Genomic DNA, 22,283 nt, shown 5'->3' on the forward strand with positions numbered 1-22,283 from the left:
TAGTTTTAGGGTAAAAAAGAATTGCAATAATGTACCAGAAAAATGGAAAAGCTGCAAAAGAGATAGGCTTAAAAAGTGAGGTTTAGGGTATATAATTCAGCTATGATCTTGATTATGCTGTACTTTAATAGTGCATTTTATTTTATCAGCTTTTTTTGAAAAGAAGTAATAAATTTTTTTGAAGTGCATGAAGAAGTGTGATCAAATAATGTTGATGACATTATAAAGTTCACATTCATGCACTTGAGCACATTATTACATAAAACCCTCGAAGAACAACGACCTCAGGTCCATAAAAGGAGATTGGCCAGCCTAAGTGTTGCTTGTGAAGCCACCATAGGAAGCAACACTTACTGCTCGCCATGGAAGGCGGAACGCCGAGGCTTATTTGTTATTGTTATAGTCTCGGTAATAAACGATTAAGCCACGGTGGCAAATACCAATTCCATGATTTAAACATAGCCATTGTTGCTGGGACTAAGAAGCTTCTTATTAAAAAGGCATCCATAAAAATGGCAACGGCAATACCTAAACCAAAGGCTTTTACCATCAATACGTCAGCGACCAGAAATGAGCCGCAAATAACGATGACAATAAGGGCTGCACTGGTGATGATGCGGCTACTTTTTTCAATTCCAAAAATAATACTTTTGTTATTATCTCCGGTTAATTGATGAGCCTCTTTAATTCGCGATAACAGGAAGACTTCATAGTCCATTGAAAATCCGAATAGAGCGCAAAAAATAATGACTAATAAACTAACGTCCAACATGCCTTGAGGTTCAAAATTCAGAAGATTAGCGAGGTATCCGTCTTGGAATACAAACACTAAGGCACCATAAGAAGCAGAGAGACTTAGTAAGTTCATTAAAATAGCTTTTAATGGTAAGAAAACCGATCTGAGCAGAACTAAGAGTATCAGATAGGAAAATATCATTATCCATAAAATTGCATGGGGTAGGACACGATAAATAGTATGTAATACATCGATATTGCTTACAGCTGTTCCGGTTAACTTCATCGTTAAACCTGAAATTGGCTCCAAATCACGTAACTCAGCAATCAGTTTTTTGGTTTCAGGAGAGTTGAGCGGATATTTGCTCACGATATTGAGCACAGTTAAATGCTTTAATGTGGTATTCGCCAACAACTGTTTCACATGAGAATCTGAGAGGCTACGTTTATCATGATATAGGGTGTAGTATTGGTTTTTACTCAGATCAGAATCACTGCTGATGATCCCCGTAACCTTTTTAATGCGGGAATTGTCTTTCAATTTATCCACCAGATTATAAATCTTAGACAAGTTATTTTTTGATAAAATCGAAGTATCGGAAGTTATCACTAATTGGATAGGGTTTAATTCTTCAATATTAAATTTCTCGGCATAGGTATCATAAAAACTACGTTTTGCAGAGTTTTCGGGGAAAATTCGATAGTCGGAAATACCGAATTTTACGGATAAGAATGGGTATCCTAACACGAGTAATAGCGTTAGTATCGTAAAGAAAAAGATATAAGGGCGTTTTACAACACGCTCGGCTATCCATCGCCAATAACTGAATTCTTCGCTTTTTCTGCGGAAAAAGCGAATCGGTAGCAGATTAATTTTTGTTTTCAACACCGCAAGAATTGCAGGTAATAGTAAGGTTGATATAAGAACGGCATAAAATACCGCCATAAGTCCGCCAACAGCAACAGAAATCAAGATATTAATCGGGAATAGGAATAGGGCGCTTAAGCTCACAAATACTGCTAACCCACTGAAAACAATAGCTTTCCCTGCACTGGCTTGGGTTACGGCCAAAGCTTCACTGCTGCTTAATCCACTCTTTAATTCATCACGAAAACGGCTGATAAAAAATAGGGAATAATCCAGGCACAAGCAAAGACCTAATAACAGGGCGATGTTTATGGTAAATACGGAGAGCGTGCAGTAATGGCCAAGAAAATAAAGGCTGGTTAAAATAATTAGGGCACATCCTCCACCTAAAATAATAGGCAGAAATGCGGCAACAACCGAACCAAAGACAAAAAGCAAGGTGATAATGGCAACAGGGGTTGCAATAAAATCTGCTTTATAAAGGTCGATTTGCGTTTGATGCGTCACTTGTTCGACAAATTCAGGTTCCCCACCAATCTGCATAGTCATGTTGGTTGGTTTTTTGATAGCAGCCTTAAATTCGTTTAATTGCTCATCATTAATTGTTTTTTTACTTTTAAGGATTACTACTGCATAAGCCGTATGCTTGTCTTTAGAAACTTGTTGTTTTTTATACGGCAGTAGAATTTCATGCTTAATAGGGTAATCATCTAGTCCAGACAATGATTTTTTAATCTTGGAGATGAACTCATCATCAGTCGCCTTCAGTCTGGAACTGTGGTACATGATAATAAATTTATTATTATTGTCGTAACCAAACTCTTTGTTCAGGAAGGCTTGTGTACGGGTACTGTCAGAAAACAAGTCGACAAAACCAGTTGTTTTAAAGGGATCCATAATCTTAGGTAGAAAGGGAATGCAACCTAAAATAAACACTATCCAGAGGATAATAACGGGCCAACGAAATCGATTAATAAACTTTCCTACTTGGTAAAAAACCATATATTCTTCTCATTATTTAGCAGAAATTAAAGTAACTTGTACAGTAAAACCACAGTGCAATGTGCTTAACTTATTGCGAGGTTACGAAAAAAACCTCACAAAAAAACGATGACTCTTTAATCATATTAGTATAAATTAAGCATTATTGTTTTGTTTTAGCCATTGAAAAGGTATTTGTGCATCACTACGAGGATTTGATAACCATTTTTCACGCTTGTTTCGGCGCCGATTATAACACCAGATTGGTGAAAGGTGGAAATGAGCCCATTTATTTACCAGCCGACGAACAACGCGATTACCACGCTATTTTCTTTGCCCACGGTTTTTTTAGCAGCGCATTACATGAATGCTCGCATTGGCTAATTGCCGGGGAAGAGCGAAGGAAATTGGTTGATTTTGGCTATTGGTATGCTCCCGATGGACGTACGGCCGAACAACAGGCTTTATTCCAGCAAGTTGAAGTAAAGCCACAAGCAATCGAATGGATACTTTCTAAGGCTGCAGGACATAAGTTTCGAGTAAGTATTGATAACTTAGATGGTGAACAAGCAGATACTGACGCATTTAAACAAGCGGTGTATGAACAAGTAAAACATTATTGCATGCATGGCCTCTCTGAACGTGCCAAGCTATTTCGCGAAGGAATCAGCACTTTTTATGGTCAAAACGCTGTTTTATGCGCGAATGATTTTTCACTGGAAGAGTTATAATCAAATTTTTACTTGCTGAAGCGTAATCCAAGGTGGCCTGCTTCGGACTTCTTGGGGGGCTTTATCATTATATTCTTAGTAATGATCGTTCATAGGAATCAGCGCTAATCTGTTAATCCACTCTCGAATTACTGCGACTTGACCACAGGATCTATGGATCTAGCAATTTACGATTAATGCATCAATGATGCAACACAACCCCAATAGTCCAATCTATATTCTGTGCAGAAGGCACATAATTCACTGTTTGTGATGGTGAAAACCCATAACCATGCACCATTAAGGCATAATAAAAAGCAGGTAATAGACAGTAGGAGTCAAGATATTCATTATCAGGATAGGTAGAACTCAACGTATCCCAAGCTTGATGACACGCTAAATCATTTGCTTGCTGGAGGAAGTCTTGAGTAGTTAATTGTCCATCAGGAAACTGGAATGGGTTACTTTCAGCAAGATTCGCAATTCCTCCAATAGCATACCAAGAGAGGGTAGGCTGGCTATTCAAAAGCGGTTGGATGATTTGATTGGCCTTATGTACCCCATTGATTAGCGATTCAATTTCTTGTGCGCATTCATGAGCGTTTCCAGCTCCTAACCCACCACTAGGAAGAGGGTAGCTATCAGAAAAACAGGAAGAGGAATCCAGTAATTGGTGGGTCATTTCATTTTGACCTAAACCAAGAAAACTATGCACGAATAAGGTAATATGCTGCCCATAAAGATTTAACTCAATAAAGTTTCCTTTTTGTTGGGTGGATTCACTAGGGACAGGAAAGGCAATTTGAGTAGATGCACCGCCGATATCCAATACCCCGACAGATTCAGTGGGGGCTGATTGTAAGGTTTTGAGGTGATAATTCACTGACAACCAGTCATAGAGCGCTTCATCATCTCCGGTAATTGTTTTGGCATCCATTAATTGCCAATTGGCATTTTGGTTAAACCAGTTCCTTATGTTTTGATAATAGACTTTTTGTTTTGCTTGAGGGACTAGGCGCATTCCGGCAGTAGCATAAAAATAGACGGGCATTTGCTGCGTAGGAGCTCCGGCAAAGAGAATGGTCATGTATGAATCAATAGTGTTTCTATTGGTTTCAATTGTTGCAAGTCCTGGGGAGATTTTTTTTGCCCAGATTTCAGTGATGTTGGTTGGAGTATTGGTTTTATCTTTGTCATAGGTGAAAACATGCAGTCTAGAGCCTGTGCTTCCTGCATCAATTACTGCGATACATTGATGGTCTTTACAGGGATTTTTTTCGGCATAAACATTCGTTGATATGATGAAGAAGCAAGAGATAAAGATGAAAAATCGCAGCATAGTCTCAACCTTTAAGATTCAGTGCGCAAATAATACACTATGTATTTTTTGTTTTCAATATGATATCCTAACAAAAAATGCTAAATTACTAAAAAAAATTAAATAATCGAGCTTGGTTGTTTGTAATCAAGATCACTGCCATTACGTTAGGGATTATATTGATACATTGTAGGTTGGGCTCATAGCCAACAAATGCATCGAGCCACACCAGAATTCAATGTTGAGCCAGGTGCTTAGCCTACAAATCATTGCAAAATTTCCTTAACTTAATGGTGGTGGCCACGGGCACAAACAACCGGACTGCACTGTTTATACTGGATTACATCATGATGACAAAAGAACACCTTGGCGCAACCTACGCAGTTTTATCCGGATTTCTATATGGATTTATTGGCTATTTCGGTTTAAGTGCCATGAATGGATCAATGTCATCAAGTACCATGTTATTTTGGCGATTTTTTATCTCCAGCATTGCCATTGTAATTGTACTTTTGCCACAACTTAAAAAGAGTACGGATACTGCTAAAAACATGTTAAACGCATTTTTAACGGGTGTTGTTTATTATGGTTTTTCAACCTTACTTTACTTTTTAGCCTGTCAATACGTGAGTTCAGGGGTAGCGATGGTCATCTTTTTTACCTATCCGGTATTAATCATGCTCATTAACTTTTTAGTATATAAGCAAGCCATTCCCAAGATTTACTATCTAGCAATTTTAATTATTTTGATTGGTATGAGCCTGTTAGTTGACCTGAGTGCCTTATCTTTTAATTTATCCGGTATCTCGCTTGGAGTGATTTCCGCGTTTTTTTACGCTTGTTACATTATTGCCAGTAAACGAAATACACTGTCACCGAATATGTCTACTTTGATGGTCTGCCTGGGATGTATGGTTACAGCCTTCTTTGTTTCTCTTTTTAATCATACACTTGCTATGCCATCATCAACTATTGTATGGCTGCATTTATTAGGCATTGCCATTATCGCAACCGTGATTCCAATTTTATTAATGCTGTACAGTTTACGTTATATTAGTTCCGAAAAAGCGTCTATTTTATCTGTTTTAGAACCCGTATTTGTTGTGATTTTTGGGGTTATACTGCTTGGCGAAGAGTTACACCTTATGAGTGCTGTAGGAATTATTCTTGTTTTGGTAGGTGCCTTGATTACATTGTTTAGCCATAAAATCAGTCTTGAACTTGGACGGTTTAATTGGGGTCGAAGTGATACTGTTGGATAGTAGCTATGTAGCTCGTATTACGCGCGCTAATACGAGCTACATGATGGGGTTGTTGTTCTTATTTTAATACCAGTTACCGGTATAACTATTAGTACCAGAACAATCACTAGGTGCGCATGTTCCATTACATGGATTACCGCAACAGTTACTCAAAGCAACAGAAGCAACCACCATAGTTAAAACCAATATCATTTTTTTCATGACCTATCCTTGTTATGACTTCTTATACCTTAACTATACTCCAGGATTGTTTATTTAACCAATTAAAATTCAATACTCTACTATTTGTAACCACTGTAATTTCCACAAATCAAAAAGAAACAATTGATTGGGTTTGTGGCCTAAATAAGGGCTGGTATTTATCATACGATGATTGGCTAGTTCCCGGAGTAATTCTGGCGTTACTCCGGCGATATCCCATTCACAGCCATTAATATAAAACTGATTTATCAGTCCTGAATTTTCCTCTACATACGCAAAACGACAAGAGGCATCGCGTATAAGAGTTAATCCTGCTTGTAATTCCTGAATAAAGCTTGGCAAATCACTCAGTTCATCATCTTCCAAGGGCATGGGCAATTGCTGTTCAGCGTTTTGATCCAATCGAGTAGCAAAACAACCAAACCAAGATTTCATTATTTTTTCATCGTTGATTAATTTCTGTAAGAGTTTTTGCGCACTCTGCCAGGCTGGCTGGGTAATTTCTGACGTGTTTTTTAAATGCGACCAATCTGGATCTTGGTATAAATCGGTAAATGCGCCTTTTTCAGATAAAAAATCACCGATGCTGTCCCATAATTCTTGCCCTTGGTAGCTGCGATATCCAAAAGAATAGGTCATGCATGCTTCAGAGCGGGAGATACCATAATGCCCAACATGGGGAGGCAGATAAAGCATATCCCCTTCTTCAAGGATAATCTGCTCTTCTACAGCAAAACGCTCCATGATGCGTAGTTCAAGATCTTTAAGGTAATTGTCTTGATTGCATTCTTTAGTCGATAACGACCATTCCCGACGTCCTTGAGCCTGATATAAAAAGACATCATAGTTATCATAATGTGGCCCCACGCTGCCATTTAGGGCTGCAAAGCTAATCATGATGTCATCGATGCGCCACTGAGGAAGAAAGTCAAAATGCTCCAGCAGGGCATACACGTCCGGAATTAATCGGTCCACCCCTTGAACTAATAAGGTCCAGTGAGTTTTGGGCATAGAGCTAAAATCTTGCTCTGTAAAGGGGCCGCGCTTTAGATGCCAGGCTGGATTCTGTTCTGGTGTTTCCCAGACGATACGGCTTTCAACATCTTCTTCTAAGGAAAGTCCTGCTAATTCATCAGGAGATAAGGGATTAACAAAATTAGGTAAGGCATTACGAATAACTAAAGGTTTTTTTTGCCAATATTCGCTTAGAAAGGTTTTTAAAGAAATATCCTGAAAATTGATCATGTGTACTCCACGTAGCCGTCATGCAGTTGCTCTGCATGACGCTTAGGTTGTTCTAATTGGAATGCAGAATCCGTTCTAATTCTCCGCGTGCCTGCCGAGCAAAGTTAATCAAATCCCTTTCTTGCTCAAAAAACTCAAATGATTGAATTAAGGTTGCATTATCATGCTTTTTGAATGCTTTAGCTTTTCGCTCAATATCCTCATGTTTATACCCTAAAAACTTCATGACTTCTTTAGTCATGGTGAGCGAAGATTCAAAAACTTCTCTAATGAAATAATCAACGTTTAACTTATGTAATTCATAGGCATGTTGCCGATTACGTGCTCTGGCATAGATTTTAAGATGCGGGAAGTGATATTTAGCTAATTGAACGATTCTAAGATTTGCATCGACATTCCCCACCGTGACAATCAAGAGCTTAGCATTCTCGGCTCCAGCACTTTTAAGTAAATCAAGCCGGGTGGCATCTCCAAAGTAACCTATGTAGCCAAATTTTCTTAACAGTTCTACTTGTTCTGCATTATTTTCTAATACCGTGACTTTTACTTTCTCTCCATTGAGGAGACGGCCGATAATCTGGCCAAAACGTCCATAACCAGCCAGGATAATGTCATTGCTTTCTTTAATCGAGTCGTATTCTTTTTCCGGTAGCATACTCATGTAACGCGGCAAAATAACGCGGTTATACAGCAGCATTAAAAAAGGCGTGGTCAGCATAGATAGGGCAACGACTAAGGTGAAAAAATCAATAGTATTGTTATTAATAACACGGGTAGAGCCTGAGTATTGGAAGAGTACAAAAGCAAACTCGCTGCCTTGGGACAGAGCAAAAGCTAAGCCAAAGGATTGAAAATTAGTTAAATCAAAGTAACGCCCTAAAAGAATGAGCGTGGTGGCTTTGACCAGAACCAAGGCTAATACAGCGCCAAGGATAAGCCAGGCATGTTCTGAAAAGAGCGAAAAATCCATGCCCATGCCTACGGAGACAAAGAACAGTCCAAGTAATAATCCTTTAAATGGTTGGATATCTGCTTCAATGGCATGCTTATATTGAGAGTTGGCTAAAACCACTCCGGAAATAAACGCGCCTAAAGCAGGAGAGACGCCTATTGACTCCATAAGTAGGGTGATGCCCACAACCAAGGCCAGGGAAAAAGCGGTAAATACTTCACGCAGGTTTGTTTTCGCAATAATAAAAAATAAATACCGAGATAAATAATGCCCCACCAAAATAATAGAACCAATAACTCCGGCAACAAGAAGCGCTTGCAGCCACTTAGGAAGCTGGGTCATAAAGGTGGTTTCATGCTCGTTAAGTTGAATATGTCCGGTCAATTGCAGCAAGGGGATAATAATTAAGATAGGAATTACCGCAATGTCCTGGAATAAAAGAATGGCAAAAGATGCTTCACCCTCTGCCGTTTTGAGCAGGTTTTTTTCTTGTAACATTTGCAAGACTAAGGCAGTAGAAGACAGCGAAAGGGCCATGCTGACTGCAAGGGTTGGCCGCCAATCGTAACCAAGCATGAGGCCAATCGCGAATAAAGCACCGGTGGTAATAATCACTTGAAGACTGCCTAAGCCTACAATGAGTTTTCTTAATTTCCATAACATTGAGGGTTCTAGTTCAAGGCCAATTAAGAACAACATCATAATGACGCCAAACTCAGCAAAATGCATGATTTGTTGCGAATTACCAATAAGTTTGAGTCCGAAAGGACCGATAAGCATGCCGACAATAAGATAACCTAATACAGAGCCTAATTTAAATCGGCTGGCAATAGGCACCATGATGCTGGCGGCAGCAAGAAAGATAAAGACATTTAGTAAAATAGTTCCATTCATAGTGTTAAACCTGGGATTTATTTAGCGTGACAATTTTTATATTTTTTACCGCTACCACAAGGGCAGGGGCCGTTTCTGCTTATTTGTTGTTTCTTGATCTTGGCGGGCTTTTCTTTATTAACCCCATTTACATAAAACCAGGAACCATCTTCTCTGTGGAATTCACTTAATTCATGAATTACTTTTGCTTGTCCATGGTCCATGAGGCGCGCACAAAACTCAACAAAGCCAGTATCTGAATCAGGTGGTTCTGCACTTAGAACTTCCAAGCCCAGCCAAGTGACGCTGTTTGCCCATTGCTCGGCTTCGATTGAGTTGAAACCTACCAACATTTGACCTTTCATAGTGTTTTTAATGTAGTCAATATTAGCCAGGCTATAAGCGGTATATCGTGAGCGCATTAATTGCTCAGGTGTTTGTGGTAGCTGTTTTTTCTCTAGGTACAAACCACAACACTGCTCATACGTTTTTTGGGTTCCACAAGGGCAATGTGTCATAAGGCGCTCCCCAGGCAAATAAATGAACTCAAAGATTATATGCGATATGGGCGTAAATTTTTAGACTTATTCTTTTATTAGTTTATTTTTATCAGAAAAAACTGGCAGAAAAAAAATAATCAGTGCACAATTTCGCAAAAATCCAGGTTGGGGTAGTGCTATTTAAGGCAATCGCGTAGCCCAACCTGAATCTAAGCATACAATCAGAGGTCATCGAAAAATGAATTATTATTTACTGACACAGGACATAGAACAAATCAATCAACAAGAAAGTGTTGAGCAGTTGGAAGATGGAAAAGTATTATTTTTCCCTAAACATGTCTTTTCTGACATTCATCCAAATCTTATGTCAGAAAGCATACTTGATGGAACCCGAAAAAATATCAGTTACGACTCCCAGAAAAAAAGCTTAAATGCCTATAAAAAAGAGATAAACGGTCTTGATGAACAACTTACGCAGATGATGCAAGGATATGCTGATTTTTCCTATCAATTAATCCAAGCAGCTTTACCCTCATACATCCCTCATTTACGCTGGGGACGTACCAGTTTTAGGCCGGCACAAGTCAATGGGCGCGTTAGTTCAAAACGCAAAGACGACACTCGTTTACATGTGGATTCATTTTCAGCTAGCCCAGTACATGGGTTACGAATTTTACGTGTTTTTTGTAATGTGAACCCTCATGATGAACCACGTGTTTGGAATCTGGGTGAGCCATTTCCCGAGGTACTCGCACGTTTTGCTCCGCAAATCTCCACATACAGCAAGTTAAAAGCGCATATACTTAAATGGACGAAAACAACAAAAACATTACGTTCTGCCTATGATCATTATATGTTGCATTTACACGATACTATGAAGCTTGATGATGCGTATCAAGCACAAGTGAATAAAACACGCGTTGATTTTCCTGCGCAGAGTACTTGGATTGTCTTTACTGACCATGTATCACATGCCGCATTGAGTGGGCAACATTTGCTAGAACAAACCTTTTATCTCCCAGTAGATAAAATGGCAAATCCTGAATGCTCTCCATTAGTACAGTGGCAAAAAATCAGGCCGGAAGTGGCTGTTTTTTAGGACAAATTCTCTTTACGAGGGGACGAATTGCACGTTATGATGGACTAGCATTAATTTTAACGAAGGATCGTCGTACTTATGCAAGGAGTTAAATCACCTGAAAAAAATAAGAAAAAACGGGTGATTCCCCCTAGTTGGAAGAAACACTTCCCCTCAGAAAGCTCATTAGGATTGCTAATCCTAGCCTTTGTGTTGCTGATTGTTCTGTTATGGTATTTTTTCGTTAATAGACACCATGCTAACCCAGTCAAACCGGTCCCTATTGTTTCTGGGGTTGCAACAACTCGCGATGTTCCAATTTACATTTCTGCCTTAGGTACTGTAACTCCTGTCTATACTGTTACAGTTCAATCACAAATTAATGGCCTCTTAATGAAGGTTTTATTTAAAGAAGGGGACTTGGTTAAAAAAGGACAATTAATTGCGCAAATTGATCAACGTCCTTATGAAGCCTTATTAACGCAATATCAAGGTGATTTAAAACGAGATACCGCTTTATTAGAAAATGCGCGCATCGATCTGAAACGCTACCAAACTCTGTGGAAAGAAGATTCTATTTCGCAACAAACTTTAGCAACCCAAAAAGCATTGGTGAAGCAATATGAAGGGAATGTTGAAACAGATTTAGGCTTAATTCAAAGCACCAAGATCAATCTCATTTATTGTAACATCACTGCACCAATTGATGGACGAGTAGGTCTAAGGCTTATTGACCCAGGTAATTTTGTGCAAACCTCTACTACGAGCGGCATTGTCGTCATTACCACACATGATCCCATCACCGTTATTTTCCCGATTGCTGAAGATTTTGTGCCGCAAGTAGCACCCCAAGCATTTAAGGGGGTGAGTTTGGAGGTGAAAGCATACAATCGTCAGCAGAATCAATTATTGGCAACAGGCAAATTAATCGCTTTGAATAACCTGATTGATCCGGCTACTGGAACGGTCAAACTAAGAGCCGTATTTGATAATAAAGAAAGTAAGTTATTCCCCAATCAATTTGTGAATGTGCAAATATTGGTAAATACCTTAACTAAGGCGACTCTGGTTCCCACCTCAGCCATACAACATACCACCACCCAAGATTTTGTTTATCTAGTGAATGCAAATCATACCGTAACTACAACTCCAGTAGTGATGGGACCTGCTAGTGGCGATGACACGGTTATTTCTCATGGTTTAGCGTCAGGGCAACATGTCGTTATTGAAGGAGCTGATAAGTTAATGAATGGTTCCAAAATCATCGTTCAGGAACATTATTCATCCAAAAAACATAAACCACATAGTGTCTCATGAGTATTTCTGGCCCATTTATAGCAAGAGCAATTGCTACCTCATTATTGATGTTTGCGATTTTCCTAAGTGGGGTCTTGGCTTATCAATTATTGCCAGTTTCTGCATTACCGGAAGTAGACTATCCGACAATCCAGGTTTCAACTTTTTATCCGGGCGCTAGTCCTGAAGTAATGAGCGCTACAGTGACCGCTCCACTTGAACGTCAGTTTGGGCAAATGCCTGGCTTGACTCAAATGACGTCAAACAGTTCTACTGGCTCATCGATTATTACTTTGCAATTTAATCTTGATATAGGATTGGATGTTGCTGAGCAAGAAGTACAGCAGTCCATTAATGCCGCCAGCAGCTACCTACCTAAAGACTTACCTAATCCCCCGGTTTACAGTAAAGTTAACCCTGCTGATACGCCTATTATTACCTTGGCGCTTACTTCAAAAACACTACCCTTAACCCAGGTGGAGGATTATGCCGAAACTCGCTTAGTGCCGAAAATGTCCCAGTTATCTGGGGTCGGTTTAGTAAGTATCGGGGGCGGCAATCGTCCGGCGGTGCGCATCCAGGCAAATCCTAATGCCTTATCGGCTTATGGCTTGACTATGGAGGATGTGCGTAACCTGGTTACTGCTTCAAATGTGAATGCAGCCAAAGGAAATTTTGATGGACCACGTTTGGCCTATACGATTAACTCCAATGATCAGCTTTTATCGGCTGCTGTTTATAAGCCCTTGATTCTTTCCTATCAAAATCAATCTCCGGTACGTTTATCTGATGTTGCTAATATTATTGATGGTGCAGAAAATACCATGCAGGCAGCTTGGGTGGATAAGGAACCTGCCATCATTCTTAATATTCAACGACAGCCCGGAGCTAACGTCATTGAAGTTGCTGAACGAGTTAAAAATTTATTAGTGCAAATGAAGGCTGCTATTCCAGCAGGAATTAATGTGGAAATTATTACCGATCGTACTTTGAGTATTCGGGCCTCGGTAGAAAACGTGCAACTGGAATTATTATTGTCTGTGGCTTTGGTGGTCATAGTGATTTTTCTTTTCTTGCGTAAATTGCCCGCTACGATTATTCCAAGTATTTCGGTTCCTTTAGCACTGGTCGGTACGTTGGGCTTGATGTATTTGCTTGGATTTAGTTTAAATAATCTGACGTTGATGGGGCTTACTATTGCCGCAGGTTTTGTTGTTGATGATGCCATTGTGATGATTGAAAATATCATGCGTTACATTGAATTGGGAGAAAATCCCGTTGAGGCATCGCATAAAGGAGCGGCACAAATAGGTTTTACCATTGTTTCCTTATCCATCTCCCTAATCGCAGTATTGATTCCCTTGTTATTTATGGGCGATGTAGTAGGGCGCCTATTTCGTGAATTTGCTTTAACTTTAACGATAACCATCGCCATTTCAGCTTTTGTTTCGTTAACGCTAACGCCTATGCTTTGTTCGCGTATACTAAAGGCTCAAAGCGAATCGCAGGTAAAGCCATTTGAGTTGTATTTAGAGCACCAGCTAAATCGCTTGATCGATGTTTATAAACGCTCCCTGAGCTGGGTTCTTTCTTCACAATCATTTATTTTATTCATCTTTTTTACCACCGTCATTATTACCGCTATTTTATTGTATGTGATTCCAAAAGGCTTTTTTCCAATCCAGGATACTGGCATTATTCAAGGGATTTCCGTGGCTGCTGATTCAATTTCTTTTCCTGCGATGGCGGAGCGGCAGCAGGCTTTGGCAGATGTAGTTCTTAAGGATCCGGCGGTTGAAAGCCTTACCTCGTTTATTGGTATTGATGGCACTAACGTGACCTTAAATAGTGGACGTATTCTTATTAATTTAAAACCTTTAAACGAACGTCCTAGTGTTAATCAGATTATTACTCGTTTGCAAAACAAAATACATAATGTGGCAGGGGCAACCTTGTACATGCAACCAGTTCAGGATTTAACGATTGATACGCTCGCAAGCCGCACTCGATTTCAATACAGTGTGAGTGGACCGGATAGTACTGAGGTGGTCACATGGGCAACAATACTCGAAAATAAAATGAGAGAAATTCCCAGCTTAAAGGATGTAAATAGTGATCAACAAAATAAGGGATTGGTTACCTCCATCAATATAGACCGTGATACCGCATCCCGATTGGGGATTACCATGCAAATGATCGATGACACCTTATATGATTCATTTGGGCAGCGGCAAATATCAATTATGTTTACTCAGCGTAATCAGTATCGGGTTATTTTAGAAGTTTTGCCTTTCTTAAGCAAAGCCGCTGTTGCTTTTGAAAATATATACATTAATTCATCGGTGAGTAAGGCATCTGCTACAGGCACGGCAACCACAGCAGCATCTACACCAATTACCACCCCCAATACCATCACCGTAAGTAATCCTATTGGTCTTGGGGCGAGAACAATTACGACAACTAGTGGTTCTGTTCCGCTGAACGCAATAGCCAGTATCACGCAAACCTTAGGTCCTTTAGTTATTGCGCATAAAGATCAATTTCCTGCGGCAACTCTGTCATTTAATCTCGCAGAACGTGCATCTTTAGGAGATGCGGTACGTGCGGTTAATGACATGCAAGAAAAGCTTAATGTCCCTTTGAATGTTGATGTAGGATTTCAAGGCACGGCCAAAAGTTTCCAAAACTCTTTAGCTAATGAGGGATGGCTGGTGGTTGCGGCTATTATCGTGGTTTACATTATCCTGGGTGTACTTTATGAAAGTTACATCCATCCCTTAACAATTTTGTCTACCTTACCATCCGCATCGATGGGAGCATTATTGGCGCTTTATTTAACGGATAATGAATTAAGTATTATTGCTTTGATTGCGATTATTTTGCTGATTGGCCTTGTGCTGAAAAACGCCATCATGATGATCGACTTTGCTTTGGAACAAGAACGTCTTTATAAGAAGACACCGTTCGAGGCAATTTATGAGGCTGCTTTATTACGTTTTCGCCCCATTTTGATGACAACCATGGCTTCTATGCTAGGAGCAATCCCCTTGGCGCTTAGTCATGGTATCGGTGGGGAGCTGCGACGTCCTTTGGGTATTGCGATTATTGGCGGCTTGATTGTCAGTCAGTTGGTGACGTTGTACACCACCCCCGTGATTTACCTTACTTTTGATCGTATTTCACGGAGAGTTATGGGGTATCGGTTGAATACTATACATCTATTAGGTCATTCTAAACACAGCGAAGGATCTCCTGAATGATGCGTCGATGTCATAGATTAGTACCGTGTTACATTGAGGAGCTCCTTCATTGTAAGCGTCTCTGGATACCCTTAAAAAGAGGGGATATATAATGAATATATCTTCCTTATTTATTAGTAAGCCGATCGCAACGATCTTATTGGCATTAGGCTTAAGTTTTGCCGGTATCTTGGCGTTTAATTTATTGCCTGTAGCTCCTTTGCCGCAAATTGATTTCCCTACTATTAGTGTGCAGGCTTCACTCCCTGGGGGCAGCCCAGAAGTAATGGCTACTTCGGTAGCATCTCCTTTGGAACGACAAATTGGACGTATTGCAGGGATTACTCAGCTTACCTCCACTAGCACCCTAGGGCTATCGAGCATTATCGTACAATTTGATTTATCACGTGATATTGATGGTGCAGCACGTGATGTGCAAGCGGCGATTAATGCTTCTCTAAGTCAATTGCCTACTAATCTCACCAATAATCCCACCTACCGCAAAGTTAATCCAGCGGATGCGCCGATAATGATTCTTGCCTTGACTTCGGATAAGTATCGAACTGGGCAATTATATGATATGGCTTCGACTATTTTGCAGCAGCGAATTCTACGTACAGAAGGGATTGGCCAAGTCAACGTAGGAGGAGGCTCTTTGCCGGCAGTGCGTGTGGAAGTTGATCCCTTGAGCTTGAATAAATATGGAATTGGCTTTAGTCAATTGGCCACGACTCTCGCGGAGGCGAATGTAAGCCAGGCAAGAGGGAGTGTTGTGAATGAGGACGGTACGGTGTCCATCGTTAAAAGTAATGATCAAATGTTTAAAGCGGCTGAGTATGCCCCTTTAATTATCTCCTATCAAAATAATAATCCGGTGCGTCTTTCTGATGTAGCCTATGTGAGCGATTCGGTTGCTGATGTGCATAATGCCGGAATAGCAAATGGTAAACCCGCAGTGCTTTTGGTTTTATTTAAACAACCCGGGGCCAATGTAATTAAAACTGTAGATTATGTAAAAAAAATATTGCCACAACTGAAAGCTTCTATACCTCAGGATATTGATTTAAATATTTTGATGGATAGAACAACCACCATTCGAACCTCCTTACATGATGTTGAATTAACTTTATTTATCGCTATGTTATTGGTCATTTTTGTGACCTATTTGTTCCTGGGTAGTTTTCGCGCCATGCTCATCCCCGGAGTCGCTGTTCCCTTATCCTTGCTGGGAACTTTTGCGGTCATGAAGTTATGCAATTACAGCCTGGATAATTTATCGCTCATGGCACTAACCATTTCAACGGGCTTTGTGGTTGATGATGCGGTCGTGGTTTTGGAGAATATTACCCGTCATATTGCAATGGGTAAAAAGCCACTGCAAGCCGCTTTTGATGGTTCGAAGGAAATTGGTTTCACCGTAATCTCCATGAGTATTTCGCTTATTGCCGTATTTATTCCCATCCTATTTATGACCGGTATTGTGGGACGTCTTTTTAGAGAGTTTGTGATGACTCTATCAGTTGCCATTCTTATTTCTCTAGTGGTCTCTCTTACTCTCACGCCGATGATGTGTTCACGTTTATTACGCTCTGAGGAGGAGGTAGAACCTAATCGCTTTATGCGTTTTCTTGATGCGGTTAAATTCCGTTACGGTCGTGGTTTACGTTGGGTACTTATTCATCCCACCATGATGTTGCTGTTAACTTTTGCCGCTATTTTATTAACTGTTTATTTGTATGTTATTGTGCCGAAGGGTTTCTTTCCCCAACAAAGAACGGATCGCATAGCCGGTTCCTTGCAGGCGGATCAAAATATTTCCTTCCAGGCGATGAAGAAAAAAATGATTCAATGCGTTTCCCTCATTAAGGAAGATCCTGCTGTGGCGAATGTTGCGGCGTTTATTGGTACGGGGCCAGGTAATAATACAGGTAACACCGGTACCGTATTTATTTTGTTAAAAGTTCCCAAGCATCAAAATATTCCCACAGAAGAAGTGTTGGCTCGTCTACGGAAAAAATTAGCGGTGATTACTGGAGCACGATTGTACATGCAATCCTCCCAGGATTTAACCATTGGTGGTCGTGCGAGTGCTGCTCAATTTCAATATACAGTGTCCTCAGATAGTTTGGCTGATCTTGCTGTTTGGACGCCGCGGATTATGGAGCAATTGTCTAAAATTCCTGGTATTTCAGACTTAAATAATGATCAGTTGAATCATGGTTTGCAAACTTTTATTAACGTGGAGCATGATATGGCATCACGCTTTGGCCTCACCCCAGAAGTCATTGATCAGGAACTTTATCATGCCTTTGGACAAAGCCAAATTTCAGTGATGTATACACCAATGAACCAATATTTTGTGGTGATGAATGTGGCACAAAAATATTGGCAATATCCGGCAATATTAGATCAGCTCTATGTTAAATCTCCTGCCGGAAATGAAGTTCCCTTATCGGCATTTGCCAGTTTTAAACAGGGTTCAACCTTATTGTCGGTGAATCATCAAAGTCAGACACCAGCAGCTACGTTTTCCTTTAATTTAGCTTCGGGTACCTCACTTGGTGATGCCGTAAATACGATTACTTCAATGATTAACGAGATGGAATTACCACCTACGATGATTGGCTCCTTTCAAGGAACTGCACAGGCATTTCAACAGTCTTTTGCGAATGAAAAGTATTTAATTTTAGCGGCTTTATTGGCAGTATATATTGTCTTAGGTATGCTGTATGAGAGTTTAATTCATCCTATTACCATCTTGTCTACCTTACCTTCGGCAGGGGTTGGGGCTTTACTGGCTCTAATGCTGTGTAGTACGGATCTCAGTATTATTGCATTGATTGGCATCATTCTTTTGATTGGTATTGTGAAGAAAAATGCCATTATGATGATCGACTTTGCCTTAGAGGCAGAACGAAATGAGAGTAAAACTCCACGCGAGGCTATTTATGAGGCTGCCTTATTACGTTTTCGTCCAATTATGATGACAACTATGGCCGCATTACTTGGTGCCTTACCTCTGGTTATCGGCTTTGGGGTGGGGTCGGAATTACGACGCCCATTAGGTATTGCGATTGTTGGTGGTTTAATTCTGAGTCAATTGTTGACCCTTTATACGACACCAGTGATTTATTTAGCATTGGATACTGCAAGCATCCGCATTCGTCGCTGGATTGCACAATTTAAATCTACTCGGGGTGCTTATGGCCAATCAGCCTAATCGATTAGTCAAAGGGTCGGTTGTGACTCTGATTGTAACTTTGCTTACATCCTGTATGGTGGGTCCTAATTATGTGCGTCCAAAAGTCGTTGGTCCCTCTCAGTTTAAAGAGGCTAAGGGCAAAATGGTTGCAGGCCCTGTGCGTAAAAACTGGAAGCCCATAGAGCCGCAGGATGAGATGGATCGTGGCGAGTGGTGGAAATTATTTAACGACCCTGTACTTAATGATTTGGAAGAGCAGCTTAATCACTATAACCAAAATATTGTGAATGCTGAGGCGAATTATCGTCAATCATTAGAAATTGTGAATGAAGCGCGCGCCAGTCTTTTCCCTACGATAACGGGTGCTTTTAATATTTTTAGACAACGCCAGGGTGGGGGATCCACTGCATTCATTAGCTCCTCAGGAGGTACAACTTCCGTAGGTACCGCAGCAACGGGAAGTGGGAACACGGCAAGTACCATAACCAACTACACGGGAATTCTCAATGCAACTTGGGAACCTGATATTTGGGGTTTAGTTCGTCGCACGATAGAGGCAGATCGTTCTTTGGCTGAGTCTAATGCCGCATTAATTGGCGTAACGCGATTGTCTGCCCAAGGTTCTTTAGCGCAATATTATTTTGAATTGCGTACTTTAGATAAGAACCAAGCTTTCTTAGATAATACGGTTAAATCTTATAAAGGAATTTTGCGCTTTACTAAGAATCAATACCGTTCGGGGGTGGTTTCGCAAGCAGATGTGGTACAGGCAGAAAGCCAATTGGAAACTGCACAGGCTGCTGCATTGAATAATGGTATTTTACGTGGTCAGTATGAACATGCTATTGCGGTATTAATTGGCCGTCCCCCTGCATTTTTATCTTTGCAACATATGCCTTTAACGGCCAAAGCACCAACAATTCCTTTAACGGTTCCCTCTGTATGGCTGGAGCGCCGGCCAGATATTGCGCAAGCAGAGCGCTTAATTCAGCAAACAAGCGCACTAATTGGGGTCGCGGTAGCTGCTTATTTCCCGACCTTGACTTTGACTGGCACAGGTAGTGCCTCAGCAAACAGTTTCCACCGCTTAATTCATAAGCCCAATCTTGGTTGGTCGCTGGGATTACAAGTAGCAGAAACCATTTTTGATGGCGGTTTACGATCAGCTACCGTGCGTGCTGCGAAACAGGCTTATCTGGCGCAGGTAGCATCTTACCGGCAAGTAGTATTAACGGCATTCCAGGATGTGGAAGACAACCTGATTGCCTTGCGTATTTTACGCGAACAAAGTGTATTCCAATATAAAGCGGCTGCTCATGCACGTTTAGCACTTAAATTAGTGGTGAATCAGTATAAAGCAGGGACCGTGCCTTATTCAAATGTGTTAACCGCGCAAATTACTGCGTTTTCTGCCGAGCAATCCGCCAATAATGTGGACGGCCTGCAGATGAGTGCTGCTGTGGGTTTGATTAAATCTTTAGGCGGTGGTTGGGTAGTTAGGCCGATTAACATAAAAGTGCAGGATATTTGCGTGGAGAAGAAGAATTGTGTGCGGGAGAAGGCTTGAAATAAACCTTCACCTTTAGGTTGGCCCCATGGCTCCAACCTAAAGGTCTGTCAATATTTACATGAATTAGAGGACCGAATTACCGAGGCTTGACCGAGTACTATCGCGCGAGTCTATTATACAACCCTTAATGCAACTGGACTGGTTCTTGTAACTCCTCAATAACCGCAGCCAACTTCTCACTCACTGGAACTCCAGTCTTCTTTAAGGTCTCAACCAAATGCTCTTTAGCCTTCATCGGATCAGTCAAATTAAAACAAATAACCTCAGCAATCTCCGCAAGAAAACAATCAGAGCTTAAGGTTTTTGCTTTTTGAATTAAGTCCTTAGCCTGTTGAAGGTTTTCTTTCAACGCAGCAACCAATGCCAGTCCACCCCAGCCATCAGCTAATTCAGCAACCTGATGTGTTGCAATTTGATAAGTATTGAACGCCTCATCCAAATTATCTTGCAGCAATGCACACCAGCCTAAGGCAATACGGCAATCATAAAATTCAGGATAAATTTCTATAGCTTTTTGCAAACTATAATCTGCACGCTCAAAATCACCTTGATTCAAATGGGCACTGCCTAAGGCAAACCAAAGACGGCAATCACCAGGATTTATTTGCAACAGTTTTTCAATATCCTCTACAGTTGTTTCTTGGGTAGTAAGACCTAACATGGAATGCACAAGTTTTGCATCATAATTATCTGGATTCAGCTCAAGTGTTTGGTTCGCTGCCTGAATAGCCTGCTCATTTTCATCGCGGTCAAAGTGTAATAGTGCAAGAAGACCTAAAGTGTCCGCATCATTGGCATCATGAGTTAATACGTCTTTTGCTAAGCCTAAAGCCTGGTCTAAATCACCTTGTCCATGGTGTATACGTGCCATTAATCGTTTTGCTTCAGGGTGATGTTCTCCCTCAATAACGGGGGATAGAACCTGAGTTGCATTTTCCAACTCGGAATTAATAAAATGGGTAAAGCCAAGGTTATAACGAAGGGCTGGGGTATCTTCATACGTTAAGGCTTCAATAAAACTCTCCTGAGCCTGAGAAAATTGACCTCGATTTAAATGGAGTAATCCTTGATGACCAAGGCAGGCAATACGATCAATATCATTTGCTTGATTAAGATAGTCTTGAGCCGCATCTAAATCATCGAGTTCTATGTAAAGATCGCTGATTTTTACCAATAGAGTAAGGTTATTTTTATCTTGTTCTAAATAAGAAAGGTGGCGATTTAATTGCTCTTGGACTTGTTGATTACTCATATGTAGGGTTCCTTGTCATGAGAGGTTGTAAAAAACTGAGGAACTATAAGCCTAACTTATAAAAAAGGCAAACTCTACGTAACATACGTAATGCTGAGGTCTTTACGATGAAAGACGCTGTTCGGGATGACGTACACTCCCCAGCCTCAAAATATGCTATATCTTTAATTAAAGAAATAGTTAATACATTCGTTAGGTTATTTGCAAATTATTATAATCTGTGCGGATTTGACAGCTAATTATTTCCCACATTATGATGATGTATAAATACTACTCAGGGAGGGTGTTTTTATGCTTGGGATGGTTGCATGGGAAGATGTTTGGAATGTAATTAATTTTGCCAAAGATAAACATGATGATTGGTTTTTACAAGGCCCTGCCCGAAGATTCATTGAAACGTATCATGCTCGACCTGGTTTTTTTTCATCGTATAAAAGTGGCTATGAGTTTTCTGGTGGTCTGCTCGCTAATATTGTTTATCCCACGGCATTGAGTGTTTTTTCTGGATTTTCAGTAGCCTGCGTTATTTTTGGTGCAGTTCTAGGAGTAGGTGCTTCGCTTGCAGCAACGGGGGCTGCGCTATGTGGTAGTTATGAATTTTGTGATGAATCGATTGATAATGCTGCGACCGCATTCCACATCGCAGGTTTAGGATTAACTGCTTTTGCTCTCAGCAGTCTTTTACTTGCCTTCAGTTTATTTCATGCGCCACTTTCTTTGCTTACTCGCTCAGGCAGCACCTTGTTTGCAATGGTAACGGCCTGTAATGCCAAAGCTGAAAGCAAGCCAGAGGCAGATGATGCTCAAGAACTACAGGCGGTGATGAGTTAATAGTTGGAGGGACGATATTTTTCTATAGTGAGTTCATCGCACCGGCCGTTTATCCTCTTGCAGGAGGCACAGTTGCGGTGTTTTCAGTATTTTCTGCAGCTACTGCTGCGCAGTATACTACAGGCTATACCGATGATTATGAGTATCCAGAGGAGGAGTCTCGCTGTTTT

The 22,283-nt window shown here is 40.6% G+C and carries 15 protein-coding genes; 8 read left to right on the forward strand and 7 right to left on the reverse strand.

The window, feature by feature from the left end; all coding sequences use genetic code 11:
- Positions 1–397: 397 nt before the first annotated feature.
- Entirely contained in the window at positions 398–2,605 is a 2,208-nt protein-coding gene (locus ACQY7T_RS01240; RefSeq protein ID WP_428410915.1) for an MMPL family transporter, read from the reverse strand.
- 176 nt (positions 2,606–2,781) lie between these two features.
- Between ACQY7T_RS01240 and ACQY7T_RS01245 the strand changes: the two genes are divergently transcribed.
- Entirely contained in the window at positions 2,782–3,315 is a 534-nt protein-coding gene (locus tag ACQY7T_RS01245) for an elongation factor P hydroxylase (RefSeq protein WP_428410916.1), read from the forward strand.
- Between the two features lie 181 nt (positions 3,316–3,496).
- Here ACQY7T_RS01245 and ACQY7T_RS01250 read toward each other — a convergent pair whose 3' ends face one another.
- On the reverse strand, positions 3,497–4,633 hold the full coding sequence (locus tag ACQY7T_RS01250; protein WP_428410917.1) for a multidrug DMT transporter permease: 1,137 nt from the start codon (positions 4,631–4,633) through the stop codon (positions 3,497–3,499).
- 326 nt (positions 4,634–4,959) lie between these two features.
- On the opposite strand from ACQY7T_RS01250, the gene ACQY7T_RS01255 reads away from it, so the two are divergent.
- Entirely contained in the window at positions 4,960–5,874 is a 915-nt protein-coding gene (locus ACQY7T_RS01255) for a DMT family transporter (protein WP_428410918.1), read from the forward strand.
- Between the two features lie 63 nt (positions 5,875–5,937).
- On the opposite strand, the gene ACQY7T_RS01260 is transcribed toward ACQY7T_RS01255, so the two are convergent.
- The 4 genes from ACQY7T_RS01260 to ACQY7T_RS01275 form a co-directional block, all read right to left on the reverse strand.
- Entirely contained in the window at positions 5,938–6,075 is a 138-nt protein-coding gene (locus ACQY7T_RS01260) for a hypothetical protein (RefSeq protein WP_428410919.1), read from the reverse strand.
- A gap of 69 nt (positions 6,076–6,144) precedes the next feature.
- Entirely contained in the window at positions 6,145–7,320 is a 1,176-nt protein-coding gene (locus ACQY7T_RS01265) for a JmjC domain-containing protein (protein WP_428410920.1), read from the reverse strand.
- 52 nt (positions 7,321–7,372) lie between these two features.
- On the reverse strand, positions 7,373–9,166 hold the full coding sequence (locus ACQY7T_RS01270) for a monovalent cation:proton antiporter-2 (CPA2) family protein (RefSeq protein WP_428410921.1): 1,794 nt from the start codon (positions 9,164–9,166) through the stop codon (positions 7,373–7,375).
- 17 nt (positions 9,167–9,183) lie between these two features.
- Positions 9,184–9,663, reverse strand: a complete 480-nt coding sequence (locus ACQY7T_RS01275; RefSeq protein ID WP_428410922.1) for a YchJ family protein — start codon at positions 9,661–9,663, stop codon at positions 9,184–9,186.
- A gap of 220 nt (positions 9,664–9,883) precedes the next feature.
- On the opposite strand from ACQY7T_RS01275, the gene ACQY7T_RS01280 reads away from it, so the two are divergent.
- The 5 genes from ACQY7T_RS01280 to ACQY7T_RS01300 all read left to right on the forward strand — a co-directional run bounded on the left by ACQY7T_RS01280 (position 9,884) and on the right by ACQY7T_RS01300 (position 20,027).
- The gene (locus ACQY7T_RS01280) at positions 9,884–10,744 is read left to right on the forward strand and encodes a Kdo hydroxylase family protein (protein WP_428410923.1); all 861 of its coding nucleotides are present in this window, start codon (positions 9,884–9,886) and stop codon (positions 10,742–10,744) included.
- Positions 10,745–10,822: 78 nt separating this feature from the next.
- A complete protein-coding gene (locus tag ACQY7T_RS01285) occupies positions 10,823–12,040 on the forward strand; it encodes an efflux RND transporter periplasmic adaptor subunit (protein WP_428410924.1) in 1,218 nt (405 codons plus the stop codon).
- Positions 12,037–15,279, forward strand: coding sequence for an efflux RND transporter permease subunit (locus ACQY7T_RS01290; protein ID WP_428410925.1), 3,243 nt, complete (start codon positions 12,037–12,039; stop codon positions 15,277–15,279). The genes ACQY7T_RS01285 and ACQY7T_RS01290 overlap by 4 nt, the downstream gene beginning before the upstream one ends.
- A 91-nt stretch (positions 15,280–15,370) precedes the next feature.
- Positions 15,371–18,478, forward strand: a complete 3,108-nt coding sequence (locus ACQY7T_RS01295) for an efflux RND transporter permease subunit (protein ID WP_428410926.1) — start codon at positions 15,371–15,373, stop codon at positions 18,476–18,478.
- 22 nt (positions 18,479–18,500) lie between these two features.
- Complete coding sequence (locus ACQY7T_RS01300; RefSeq protein WP_428410927.1) at positions 18,501–20,027, forward strand: efflux transporter outer membrane subunit; 1,527 nt, start codon at positions 18,501–18,503, stop codon at positions 20,025–20,027.
- 127 nt (positions 20,028–20,154) lie between these two features.
- Here ACQY7T_RS01300 and ACQY7T_RS01305 read toward each other — a convergent pair whose 3' ends face one another.
- On the reverse strand, positions 20,155–21,282 hold the full coding sequence (locus ACQY7T_RS01305) for a tetratricopeptide repeat protein (protein WP_428410928.1): 1,128 nt from the start codon (positions 21,280–21,282) through the stop codon (positions 20,155–20,157).
- 291 nt (positions 21,283–21,573) lie between these two features.
- Between ACQY7T_RS01305 and ACQY7T_RS01310 the strand changes: the two genes are divergently transcribed.
- Positions 21,574–22,113, forward strand: coding sequence for a hypothetical protein (locus tag ACQY7T_RS01310; RefSeq protein WP_428410929.1), 540 nt, complete (start codon positions 21,574–21,576; stop codon positions 22,111–22,113).
- The last annotated feature ends 170 nt before the right edge of the window (positions 22,114–22,283 follow it).

It is taken from the genome of Legionella sp., assembly GCF_965140895.1.
GTDB lineage: Bacteria > Pseudomonadota > Gammaproteobacteria > Legionellales > Legionellaceae > Legionella.